General features: G+C 58.4%; 11 protein-coding genes. 7 read left to right on the top strand and 4 right to left on the bottom strand.

The window, feature by feature from the left end:
* Positions 1–216 precede the first annotated feature (216 nt).
* The 7 genes from fabD to gmk all read left to right on the top strand — a co-directional run bounded on the left by fabD (position 217) and on the right by gmk (position 6,710).
* The gene (gene fabD / locus RDA78_RS24280) at positions 217–1,161 is read left to right on the top strand and encodes an ACP S-malonyltransferase (protein ID WP_434052336.1); all 945 of its coding nucleotides are present in this window, start codon (positions 217–219) and stop codon (positions 1,159–1,161) included.
* Positions 1,162–1,227: 66 nt separating this feature from the next.
* Entirely contained in the window at positions 1,228–1,965 is a 738-nt protein-coding gene (gene fabG / locus RDA78_RS24275; RefSeq protein WP_434052335.1) for a 3-oxoacyl-[acyl-carrier-protein] reductase, read from the top strand.
* Positions 1,966–2,209: 244 nt separating this feature from the next.
* Positions 2,210–2,443: an acyl carrier protein gene (locus RDA78_RS24270; RefSeq protein WP_006931822.1), complete on the top strand. Its 234-nt coding sequence runs from the start codon at positions 2,210–2,212 to the stop codon at positions 2,441–2,443.
* Between the two features lie 83 nt (positions 2,444–2,526).
* A complete protein-coding gene (gene fabF, locus RDA78_RS24265) occupies positions 2,527–3,792 on the top strand; it encodes a beta-ketoacyl-ACP synthase II (RefSeq protein WP_434052334.1) in 1,266 nt (421 codons plus the stop codon).
* Between the two features lie 123 nt (positions 3,793–3,915).
* Positions 3,916–5,049 carry an endolytic transglycosylase MltG gene (gene mltG / locus RDA78_RS24260; RefSeq protein ID WP_434052333.1) on the top strand — a complete coding sequence of 378 codons (1,134 nt, stop codon included), beginning with the start codon at positions 3,916–3,918 and terminating at the stop codon, positions 5,047–5,049.
* A 66-nt stretch (positions 5,050–5,115) separates the two neighbouring features.
* Positions 5,116–6,009, top strand: coding sequence for a YicC/YloC family endoribonuclease (locus RDA78_RS24255; RefSeq protein WP_434052332.1), 894 nt, complete (start codon positions 5,116–5,118; stop codon positions 6,007–6,009).
* 5 nt (positions 6,010–6,014) lie between these two features.
* Positions 6,015–6,710, top strand: coding sequence for a guanylate kinase (gmk, locus tag RDA78_RS24250; RefSeq protein ID WP_434052331.1), 696 nt, complete (start codon positions 6,015–6,017; stop codon positions 6,708–6,710).
* Positions 6,711–6,734: 24 nt separating this feature from the next.
* Here the strand turns inward: gmk and rsmA are convergent, their stop codons facing one another.
* The 4 genes from rsmA to RDA78_RS24230 all read right to left on the bottom strand — a co-directional run bounded on the left by rsmA (position 6,735) and on the right by RDA78_RS24230 (position 12,186).
* Positions 6,735–7,583 (bottom strand): 16S rRNA (adenine(1518)-N(6)/adenine(1519)-N(6))-dimethyltransferase RsmA, encoded by an 849-nt coding sequence (gene rsmA / locus RDA78_RS24245; protein ID WP_434052330.1) that lies wholly within the window; start codon positions 7,581–7,583, stop codon positions 6,735–6,737.
* Positions 7,584–7,592: 9 nt separating this feature from the next.
* Positions 7,593–8,612, bottom strand: coding sequence for a 4-hydroxythreonine-4-phosphate dehydrogenase PdxA (gene pdxA, locus RDA78_RS24240; RefSeq protein WP_434052329.1), 1,020 nt, complete (start codon positions 8,610–8,612; stop codon positions 7,593–7,595).
* Between the two features lie 6 nt (positions 8,613–8,618).
* Positions 8,619–9,539: a SurA N-terminal domain-containing protein gene (locus tag RDA78_RS24235; protein ID WP_434052328.1), complete on the bottom strand. Its 921-nt coding sequence runs from the start codon at positions 9,537–9,539 to the stop codon at positions 8,619–8,621.
* A 277-nt stretch (positions 9,540–9,816) separates the two neighbouring features.
* Complete coding sequence (locus RDA78_RS24230) at positions 9,817–12,186, bottom strand: LPS-assembly protein LptD (protein WP_434052327.1); 2,370 nt, start codon at positions 12,184–12,186, stop codon at positions 9,817–9,819.
* Positions 12,187–12,190 lie beyond the last annotated feature (4 nt).

Here is a 12,190-nt window from a genome sequence, read left to right as displayed (position 1 = left end):
AATCAGCGCTTGTCCGGTGCAATTCGCACAAAAGTGGCGAGATTCTCGATTTGAACTCCTTCCGGGTCTTGACAGGTCGGGCATCAGCGTATCATAGCCTCGCGCCAAGTTAGACGTCGCCCGGTTCGGCGCGACACTTCGCTTTCTTCCAATCGCCGATGGTCGTTGCCTCAAGCAGGAAGCAGACCCGAGCACGTACATGGAGGCGTATCCCGTATGACCATAGCTTTCACCTTTCCAGGCCAGGGCAGCCAGACTGTCGGGATGGGCAAGGTTCTTACCGACACCTTTCCGGAAGCAAAAGCCGTCTTTGACGAAGTGGATGATGCGCTCGGACAGAAGCTCTCCGACATCATGTGGAACGGTCCTGAGGAAACACTCACGCTCACGGCGAATGCACAACCTGCACTGATGGCCGTCAGCCTTGCCACGATGCGGGTGTTGGAAGCAAAAGGGCTTGACCTGAAGTCGAGCGTTGCCTTTGTCGCGGGTCACTCCCTTGGAGAGTATTCCGCGCTTGCGGCTTCAGGCAGCATCGATGTCGCTACCACAGCCCGGCTCCTGCGCGTGCGCGGCGATGCCATGCAGAATGCTGTTCCGGTTGGCGTGGGTGCCATGGCGGCGCTGCTCGGACTGGATTTTGACCTGGCGGCAGAAATCGCCGAAGAAGCGGCACAGGGAGAAGTCTGCCAGGCCGCCAATGACAACGCGCCCGGTCAGGTCGTGGTTTCCGGGCATCTGGCTGCCGTTGAGCGTGCGGTCGAGATTGCGAAGGCGAAAGGCGCACGCCGGGCTGTGATGCTGCCGGTCAGCGCACCGTTCCACTGCTCCTTGATGGCGCCGGCTGCTGACGCTATGTCCGTGGCACTCGCAAATGCGGACGTGAACTCGCCTGTCGTGCCACTGATCGCCAACGTACTGGCCGAGCCGATCAAGGACCCGGCAGACATTCGCGCCCGGCTGGTCGAGCAGGTGACCGGCACCGTTCGCTGGCGTGAGAGCGTGCTTTGGCTTGCCGGTCAGGGCGTTGAGACCTTTGTCGAGGTCGGCACCGGCAAGGTGCTGACGGGTATGGTCCGCAGGATCAGCAAGGGTTCGACGGGCATCGCTGTTAACACTCCGGAGGACATTGACGCGCTCGTGGAAACGCTCGGCGGATAGCAATTGTCCCAAGCGCTGTGGTTTGGTGATGTCAAAAAACGAAATTCGATGAGGGAAGGACCCCATATGTTCAGCTTGGAAGGCAAGAACGCGCTCGTCACGGGTGCGACGGGTGGTATCGGCGAAGCCATTGCCCGCATGTTGCATGCGCAAGGAGCGTCTGTCTCTCTCTCGGGCACACGCGCGGAAAAGCTGGAGGCGCTCGCGGCCGAACTGGGTGAACGGGCATATGTGACCCCGGCCAACCTGTCGGACCGCGAGGCTGTCGATGCCTTGCTGCCGGCTGCTGAAGAGAAAATGGGGTCGGTCGACATTCTCGTGAACAATGCCGGGATCACCCGCGACAACATCTTCATGCGCATGAAGGACGACGAGTGGGATCAGGTGCTTGAGGTCAACCTGAGTTCCGGTTTCCGCCTTTGCCGGGCTGCGATCAAGGGCATGATGAAGCGCCGCTCGGGCCGCATCATCGGGATCACCTCTGTCGTCGGCGTCACCGGAAATCCGGGCCAGGTCAACTATGCCGCCGCAAAGGCCGGCATGATCGGCATGTACAAGTCATTGGCGCGGGAAGTGGCGAGCCGCAACATCACGGTCAACGCGGTGGCGCCCGGATTCATCGAGACAGCCATGACCGATGCACTCAACGACAAGCAAAAAGAATCAATTCTTGGAAGCGTTCCGGCCGGACGATTGGGGACGTCTGCCGAGATTGCTTCTGCCGTCCTTTACCTGGCGAGCGAAGAGGCGGCTTACGTGACCGGCCAGACTCTCCACGTCAATGGCGGCATGGCTATGATTTAAAAGGGATTTTTGCCGAGCAGGCAAAAAGAATCCGGACCGTTTCAAAGCGGTCGGGACTGGCTGGTAATGGTCAACAAAGTGTGTTACCAACCCGCCGATTGTTACGAATTGCGTTATCGGGCCCGGTCTCCCGGCCAAGTAACGCTGAGACATCTTCAAGACCGCGAGTTGGTACTGTCTCTTTACTCAATGGGCCGAGGCAGTTTCGCGAGTGATGAATAGACGAAAAATAAGGAAGTGAAAGATGAGCGATATCGCGGATCGGGTGAAGAAAATTGTTGTTGAACACCTGGGTGTTGACGCTGACAAGGTTGTGGAAGGCGCAAGCTTCATCGATGATCTTGGCGCTGACAGCCTCGACACCGTCGAGCTGGTCATGGCATTCGAGGAAGAGTTCGGCGTTGAAATTCCCGACACGGCTGCCGAGACCATTCTTACCGTGGGTGACGCGGTCAAGTTTCTGGAAGCAAACAAGTAAGGGCTGGCCTTACTTGAATTTGGTTTTAAGTTTGGGCCGGCGGGGCGAGCTCCGCCTGGCCCTTCCAACGTAAGTGCAGGTGTATGAGGCGAGTTGTCGTAACTGGGTTGGGCATGGTGACGCCGCTTGGCGGTAACGTCGATGTCACTTGGAAAGGGATCCTCGAAGGAAAGAGCGGGGCCAACAAGGTCACGAATTTCAAGGTCGACGATCTGGCTTGCCAGATTGCCGCGCAGATCCCTCGCGACCCTGGCGAGGAAGGGGCGTTCAATCCGGACGACTGGATGGACGTCAAGGAACAGCGCAAGGTCGACGACTTCATCGTCTACGCCATGGCTGCCGCCGATCAGGCGATGGCAGACTCGGGCTTCAAGGCAGAGACCTACGAACAGCAGGCGCGCTCCGGTGTCCTGATCGGTTCGGGCATCGGCGGTTTGCAGGGTATTGAACAGGGTGCTTATCTGCTGGCTGAAAAAGGCCCGCGCCGCGTCAGCCCCTTCTTCATCCCCGGTCGCCTGATCAATCTCGCCGGCGGCTACGTTTCCATCCGGCACAGTCTGAAAGGTCCGAACCATGCTGTCGTGACAGCATGCTCGACCGGTGCGCATGCGATCGGTGATGCGTCGCGGCTGATTGCCTTCGGCGATGCCGATGTCATGGTAGCAGGTGGAGCGGAGTCTCCGGTCTGCCGGCTGGCCATCGCGGGATTTGCCGCCTGCAGGGCCTTGTCGACCGGCTTCAACGACGCGCCCGATAAAGGGTCGCGACCCTATGACGTGGACCGCGACGGTTTTGTCATGGGCGAAGGCGCCGGCGTGGTCGTTCTCGAAGAATATGAACATGCGGTCAATCGGGGCGCCACGATCTATGCCGAGGTGATCGGCTACGGTCTTTCCGGAGATGCCTATCACATCACCGCGCCCTCATCCGACGGCGATGGTGCCTACAGATGTATGGAAGCGGCGCTGAACCGTGCCGGGATCACGCCTGCGGACATCGACTATGTCAATGCACACGGCACCTCTACACCGCTCGGGGACGAGATTGAGCTCGGCGCCGTGACCAGGCTTGCCGGTCAAAACGCGGCTGGCCTGACCATGTCGTCTACCAAGTCCTCGATCGGGCATCTGCTTGGCGCTGCCGGCGCGGTGGAGTCGATTTTCTCGATCCTGGCGATCAGGGACGGCATGGCTCCGCCGACCATCAATCTCGACAATCCTTCTGTTGAAACCGAAATCGATTTGGTGCCGCATACCCCGAAACAAATGGACATCAATGTGGCTTTGTCGAACTCATTCGGCTTTGGCGGAACAAATGCATCACTTGTCTTCCGTAAAGTTGCCGCATAACCCTTTCAAATTCTGTCTGGCCGGGACTGATTCTCAGCGTCCGGCCGGAGAAGTTGACTGTGACGACTGGTCCGCTTGAGCTCAATTCATTCCGGGGGCTCAATTTTGGAGGTGTGACCCAATATGCGCATAAAGCCAAAAAGCCCACGCGAAGCCCTGCAGCCTGAGCCAGCGCCTGCACCGCCGCAGCGTTCCAGGCATGTGCGCAATCCCCTGGTAATCCTGAGCAATCTGATTATCACGCTTGCCGTGTTTGGTCTGGCCGCCGTCGGCGGGGCGCTCTATTTCGGAAAAACGAAATTCGAGGAGCCGGGTCCCTTGACTGAAGATGCGACCGTCGTGATCGCATCGGGGTCGGGTCTGTCGGGCATTACCAACAGATTGGCCGGTGGTGGCGTTATCGGCGACAGCGTATTTGACGAGTGGGTCTTCAATCTCGGCATCCGCTTCTACAAGAATGCGACCGATCTGAAGGCTGGCGAATATGCATTTGCGCCCGGCGTGTCGATGCACGAGATCATGACCGATCTCGTACAGGGCAATGCCGTCACCCATTCGGTGACGATACCGGAAGGCTGGACAACCGCGCAGATCCTGGAGCGTGTGCGCGAGCATCCCATCCTTGTCGGCGAAATCACCGATGTTCCGGTCGAAGGCGATTTGTTGCCGCAGACCTACACGTTTGCCAGAGGCACAACGCGGCAAGAGGTTCTCGGCCAGATGAAGGAGGCGCAGGAGCGGCTTCTTGCGGAAATCTGGGAGCGGCGCACGGACGATCTGCCGGTTACCTCGCCCGAGGAACTCGTCGTTTTGGCGTCAATCGTTGAAAAGGAAACGGCGCTTGCCGACGAGCGTCCGAGGGTTGCGGGTGTTTTTGTCAATCGCCTCAACAGGAACATGCGCCTGCAATCCGACCCGACAATCCTGTACGGGCTCTACGGTGGCGAGGCCTGGCTCAAGGATCGCTCCGCGATCAAGCAATCCGAGATCAACGCCCAGAACGAGTACAATACCTACCAGATCGACGGGCTTCCGCCCGGACCGATCGGTAACCCGGGAAGGGCCGCCATGGAGGCGGTTGCAAACCCGTCCCGGACCCAGGATCTGTTTTTTGTTGCCGACGGCACCGGCGGGCATGTGTTCGCCGAAACCTACGAGCAGCACCAGGAAAACGTTCGCAAGTGGCGGCAGATCGAACGGCAGCGCCGGGAAGCCGAACAGCAACAGCAGAACACGCAGCCTGCGACGTCCAACTAGCCGGATCTGAACGCAGGATCGCAGTCGGACGGGCGCGATGGTCTGTCCCAAGTCCGGAGGGGGCATATGGCGCTAGCCAGCATGACAGGATTTGCAAGATCGATCGGGGAGTCCGGGGCGGTTCGCTGGACTTGGGAACTGAGGTCGGTCAACGGAAAATCCCTGGACCTGCGCATTCGTATTCCAACGGGCCTGGAAGCACTGGAGCCCCAGATCAGGGAGCGGTGCAGCAAGGTTCTGAGGCGCGGAAACGTGTCCATCGGTCTCGCCATGCATCGGGATCAGTCAGAGCAGCTTCTGCAGGTGAACGAAAGCGCGCTGGAAGCGGTGCTTTCGACCATCGATCTTCTGAAAGATCGTGTGCCGGACCTCGCGCCGCCCTCGCTTGACGGGATCCTGTCCCAAAAAGGCGTGTTCGAACTGAAGGAACCCGAGGACGACGAAGAGACACAGGCGGCGTTGCACAGCGCTCTTTTGACAACGCTTGACGCGGCATTGATCGATCTTGTGGACATGCGGCACACGGAAGGGCAGGCGATCAGCGACGTCGTGCGCGGACAGTTTGACAGGATTTCGCAGCTCACGCAGGCGGCTGAAGACCTGCCTGCAAGGCGGCCTGAGGCGATCAGGGAACGGCTGCGCAAGCAGGTCACTGACCTGATGGAAGCCTCCGATGGCCAGTTCGACCCGCAGCGGCTGCATCAGGAAGCGGTGTTTCTGGCGACAAAGGCCGACATCCGGGAAGAACTTGACCGGCTCCACGCCCATGTTTCCGCCGCGCGGGACCTGATGGGCACCGGCGGAGCCATCGGGCGGCGCCTGGATTTTCTTGCACAGGAATTTAATCGGGAAGCCAATACACTGTGTTCGAAGTCCAACGATGTGGATCTGACGGCGATCGGGCTGGACCTGAAGGCTGTTATCGATCAGATGCGCGAGCAGATACAGAACCTGGAGTGACACCGATGACCGCGACACCTGCAGGAACCACCGTCAGTGCAGAAGAGGCGGAACAGCAACGGCGGGGGCTGATGCTGGTGCTGTCCTCCCCGTCAGGTGCCGGCAAATCAACGATCGCCCGATTGCTCCTGGACAAGGAAGAAAATCTGGAACTGTCCATTTCCGTCACGACGCGCGCGCGCCGCTCCAGTGAAGTGGATGGAGTTCATTATCGTTTTCTGGACTCCAAGCGTTTCGAGCAGATGCGCGAGCATGATGAACTGCTGGAGTGGGCGGAAGTTCACGGAAATTACTATGCAACACCCCGTGGCCCTGTCGAGGATGCCATAGAAAGCGGGCGCGATATCCTGTTCGACATCGACATTCAGGGCACCTTCCAGCTTTACGAGAAAATGCGTTCGGACGTGGTTTCGGTATTCATTTTGCCGCCGTCGATCGCGGAAATGAAATCGCGCCTGTTCCGCCGGGCCGAAGATGCCGACGAAATCATAGCAAAGCGCATGAAGACGGCTGTCGGTGAAATGCGTCACTGGTCCGAGTATGACTATGTTGTCGTCAACGACGACCTGGAACGTGCCTATGAGAACGTGCGTGCCATCTTGAGAGCCGAACGTTTGAAACAGTTCCGCTCGCCAAAGATCGGACCTTTGATCCAGGGCATGGTCGATGACCTGGAAACGGAACTGGTCGGCAAAAGCTGACGCTCCAGGGTACGGGTCCACCACCTAGCCCGCTGGCGGCGGAAACGTGTTTGCGAGGCGGACAAATCCGCCAATATCGATTTCCTCCGCGCGCGCTGTCGGCTTGATTCCCGCGGCTTCGATCAGGCCTTCCGCGTCGCGGGACAGCGGTTTGAGACTGGCACGCAACATTTTCCGGCGCTGACCGAAAGCTGCAGCGGTCACTTTTTCCAGCGACTTCAGATCACAGGGCAGGGGATCTGCTTTCGGTGTCAGGTGAACGACGGCAGACGTCACCTTCGGAGGGGGCGTAAAGGCCGTTGGGCTGATATCGAAAAGAATCCCGCGATGACATCGCCAGCCCGCCAAGACGCCCAGTCTTCCATAGGCTTTCGAGCCCGGTTCCGCGGTGATCCGCTCGGCGACCTCCTTTTGAAACATTAGCGTCAGGGAGGACCAGAACGGCGGCCAATCCCGTGCCGTGATCCAGTTCAAGAGCAGTTGTGTTCCAACGTTGTAGGGCAAGTTCGCAACGATCCTGACAGAACCAGTCCCTGTCAGTGAAACCGGGACCAGTTCAAGCGCATCGCCTTCGATCACTTCGAGGCGATCCGGGTAGTGACCGGCGATGTCCGCCAAGGCGGGCAGGCACCTTGTGTCCTTCTCGATCGCGACAACTTTCCGCGCACCGGCGGCCAGCAATGCCCGGGTGAGCCCACCTGGGCCCGGGCCGATTTCCAGCACCGTTGCGTCCGCAAGATCTCCTGCCGACCGCGCGATGCGGGATGTCAGGTTGAGATCAAGCAGAAAATTCTGGCCAAGTGATTTCTTGGCGTTCAGTCCATGTGCCGCGATCACGTCACGCAGCGGGGGCAGGTTGTCGATCTGGGCCACGGGGATCAGCTACAGCAAATGCGGGTTGGACAGGGCATGGGCCATGCGCACGGACGCGGCAAAGCTGTCAATGCGGGCCGTGCCGGTACCGGCGATGGCGTAGGCGGTGCCATGATCGGGGGACGTTCTGACAAAGGGCAATCCAAGCGTCACATTTACACTGTCGTCGAAGCCAAGGGTCTTGGCGGGGATCAGAACCTGATCATGGTACATGCCAAGGACGCAATCGTATTCTCGTCTCGCCGATGCGTGAAACAGCGTGTCCGCAGGGTGAGGTCCGGTTGCGGAAATACCCATTTCGTTGAGTGTCTCGATTGCCGGTTTGATGATGTCCTCGTCCTCGCTCCCCATGGATCCACTTTCACCTGCATGCGGGTTCAGACCGCAGATCGCAATCCGTGGGTTCGTGTATCCAAACCGCGCCTGCAGATCCTTTGCTGCGATCTGAGCGGTCTTGACGATCAGGTCCTGGTCCAGTGCGTCGGGAACCTCTCGGATCGGTATGTGGATCGTGACGGGGACAACCATCAAGTCCGGGCCCGCAATCATCATGACGGGCCTTGCTTCGGTGTCCGGCCAGTGCTTCTGGGAGAGGGCCCCCAGGAATTCCGTGTGGCCCGGAAATGTGAAACCGGTCCTGTAAAGAGCCGCCTTGTTGATCGGATTGGTGACGATTGCAGCTGCGCGGCCGCCCTTTATGTCTTCAACGCAACACTCTATCGACCGGACGACCGTGTGAGCGGCTGCCTGCTGCTCGACACCGGGCGTATCGGTGAGCGGGTCACCTGTCTGCACGACGGGCAATCCCTTGTGAAAAATCTTCGGCGCATCTTCAGGTGAGCAGGAAACGGTTTTGATCTTCAGGCCAATTCTCTTTGCCCGCGCATCAAGCAGGGACTGGTCTCCCCGAACGTAAAAACAGGGCAGCTTGATCGCCTTCCTGTTGTACCAAGCAAGGAGGGAGAGTTCAGGACCGATACCGGCCGGCTCCCCCATGCTGACCGCGATGGGCGCTTGCGTGGACCTCATCCTGGATCAGCGGTAAATGATTGTTGCGCGCCTGCGCACATCCATCAGATATTTCCGCGATTGGCTTTCGCCTTCCTTGGCGCGCAACTCGTTTTCAAGCTCGGCACGGACACCGATATCTGACGCAATTTCCCGTTTACCGCATACGGCGATCATCTCGTAGCCGACCGGCGTCGTCGATGGTTTGGTCAGGTTACCCGGGGTCATGGCGCTGATCTCGTCGCGCATATCGGCGGGCAATTCGGTTTCCAGCCGTCGACCGATCGGTTGAACGACGACTTCACTGTATTGACCCAAAACGCTCCCTGCATCGTCACAACCGCTGAAAGCCGAGCGGATCTTGTTGCTTTCCTGTTTGCGTTTGGACTTGAAACCACCGGACGAGTTTTTCGGCACGACCACAATTACGCGTTTCAGATCGTATTCGACGGATTTCTGCCGGTCAGCCTCGTCTTTCTTCTGCAGGGCAGCGATGATGTCTGACTCGTCAACCTCGATCTTGCCGCTGAACCTGCGTTGAAGCAATTGGTTCCAGGCAAGCTGCGCTTTCAGTCGGGACTTGAGGGTTGCCGGCTGAACGCCGCCGCTGCGCAGCGCTTTGGACAGCTGCGAAGGCGACATCTTCACGTTGCGGGCGATGTTGTTGAACGCGTTGTCGACCTGTGACTCGCCAACTTCGATGCCCATCCTGTCCGCTTCGGCAAGCTTGACCTGATCGTCGATCAGTTCCTGCTGCGCCTGACGCTTTGCCACCGATGAAGACTTGCGCTGTGTCAGCGTGATCAGGCGTGCGCGCTGGCTGATATCGTAATCGGTGATCGGGACGTCATTTACGATCACCTTGATTGCTGCATAGGCCGGGGTGATTGCCGGCGTCATAAGCGCAAGGGCAAGGCTCAAGAAAACAGGGGCAAAACGCAGTCGCATTGGTTAACCTTCTGTGTTGGCCCACAGCCAAACCGAAGTTAGTGTTATTGTGGTTTGCTTTCTCGCATATAAGGGGCGCAAATTCAAAATAATACCTGCATGATGCCTGAATTCATGGCAGCAAAATGTCTCGCGAAATCTTATGCGGACATAATCTCGTGAACCGCAGTATTTTTCGTAACTGTAAACCGTTTCAATGCGCGGCCGGACTAGTCAGGTGAATCTGAAGTTCGACCCATTTTGCAGCGGGCTTCGAACGAACTTCAGTTTCACCGCACTAGTTGAGCGCGCCGCTTGAAACCTGGGTGTTGCCGATCGTTCTCAGGCCGATCCGGAAATAGAGCGTACGGTTGACCGAGTCACCGTCATTTCGGCTGCGGTCCTCAGCATAAGACACGGAGAACGAAAAGCCCTCGTCATCATATCCGAGGCCGACACCGTCCTGGACAATGTTCGAGTTCTCGATGTCGTATCGCATCGAACCGAATACTCGCCAGTTTTCCTGGAGACGCAGGCTTGCAGAGCCGAGGATTTCCTCACGCGGGGAATCAATCCCCACATCGGGTTGCTCACCCAGAAAGGCGTAGGCGAGCGAAGAGACCACAGGTCCGTAGATCGCGCTCGCCTGGGCCTGAAGACGATTGACGGAGAAGTCTTCCCTGTCGAACCGTGCCTGGGCTCCGACTTTGACGCCGTATTGCGTATCCAGATAGAGGCTGCCGACATAGTCGGACAGCGTTGTTGCCAGGCCGGAGTCCTCGGTGGCCCCGAGAATGTCCGGCGTTGCGTAGGAGTTTTCACCGGCCAACTGATACGAGCGCCCAAACAGGCCGCTCAGGTAGTAGCCGCTGTTGAGCTGCAGCTTGTAGTTCAGACCGACATTTAGGCGGGTGCCGCCCTCGGCGCGGTCGAAACCGGAAAACTTGTCGTAGTCGAACAAAGTGGTCGTATCGAACACGATGCTTTGCGCATCGTCGTTCGGTAATTCGCCGATCCTCTGTTCGTTCGGGCGCGCGACAATCTGGGCGATGGGTTCGAAAACCTGGTTGCCGCCTTCGAATGCGGCGATGATCGGATACCGGTATTCAAGTCCGACGGCCGGCATCGCGCGGCCAACGAAGCTTTCCCCGGCCAGCGCAGTGACATCGGAGTCCGGCGACGCGAGGAAGAAGAGATCACCGCGCATGTAGGCGAACGGCGTGAAGGACTGCCCAAGCGGGTCGATGAATGTGCGCCGCCAGTCTCCCTGCAGGGAAAGACGCGAGAACGTACCATCCACACCGCGGAACCTCGCGGTTGTCCCGCCGTCGATCGAAAACGCGTCGGTTTCGTCGCGCGTCAGGGAGGTGAAATTGGCGGCAAGCGACAATTCGCCGGCCAGGATCGGATCAGCGAACACGTAGTCGTAGTCTATCACCGGCAGAACGAGCGGCTGTTTGTCCTGAAGCGAACTTCCGACAGGCGAGAAGCCGTTCGCATCGAAATCGCTGTCCTCATAATCTTCCTGCGAAATCTGGAAGGCATAGGCTTTGACCGACAGCAGATTGCGGTCATTCCTGCCTTCGAAATAGATCTCGGAGGGGTCCCCACCGCCAAAGCTCGCCATGGAGTAGTCTTTGAAGAACTGACGGTCGCTCTTGTAGGTCACGTTCCAGCCGAGGGTCCAGTCTCTGCTCAGATCGAAAGATGCCGTCGAGTTGACCGCGCCGCGCCAGCGTTCGTCAGCCCGAGGTGTCGAAAACTCGCTTGGCTGCGCCTGAAACAGTCCCGCTGCCGAGAAACTGATCTGCCCATGATGGAATCTGTGACGGTATTGAGCGTCGCCAAATAGTCCCTGCTTGGTCAGCGGGGTGAGCGTGGTCGTCAGATCGTAGTGTGGGTTGAGCGCCCAGTAGTACGGAATGGTCACGCCGTATCCGAGTTTGTCATTCACAACGCCGCTGGGTATCAGAAATCCCGATTTTCGTTTGATCGTCGGGTCTGGCATGGACAGATAAGGAAGCCAGGCAATCGGCTTGCCGTAGACTTCGAACGCGGCGTTTTCGAAGCGGATAATCTTTTCCTGCTGCTTGTGAATGATCTTTTCAGCCCGAACGCGCCACAGCGGAGGTTTATCCGGCGGGTTCGTCGGTTTGGTGTAGACCGTGTAGACACCGTTTTCGATCGTGGTGACGTCGTTGCCTTCACGACGCGCCTTTTCCGCCAGAAACCGCGTGCGCTTGGTGGTGTCAATCTGCAGAGCGTTGGCAAACCCCTCGGCGAAATCCTCCGACAGCGTAAGCTCGGACGTGCGCACGACGTTTCCGTCCGCTTCAATGAAGATGACATTGCCGCGTGCCGTCAACTGGCTGGATTTCCGGTCGAAGACAATCTGGTGCGCCTGAACAGTATTGCCGTCATAGTAGACTTGGACATCGCCAGTCGCGATGATGACATCATTGTCGAAATCGTAGGTGATTTCCCTGGATTCCAGCAGCATTTCCTCGTTCGGGTCGACATCGCCAGCCAACCCGCTTGTAAGGTCTTGCGCCTGTGCGCTCGGTGAGACCTGTGAAAATCCGGCTGTGATGGCAAGCAGACTCGCTGCCGCCAGAAGGCTGCCCCGTTTGGCCCATATCTCTTTATTCAGGAAAAGCGGCAAAGACATCGGT

It is taken from the genome of Roseibium sp. (assembly GCF_051016195.1).
Lineage (GTDB): Bacteria > Pseudomonadota > Alphaproteobacteria > Rhizobiales > Stappiaceae > Roseibium.
This window is presented reverse-complemented; position numbering and strand designations above follow the sequence as displayed.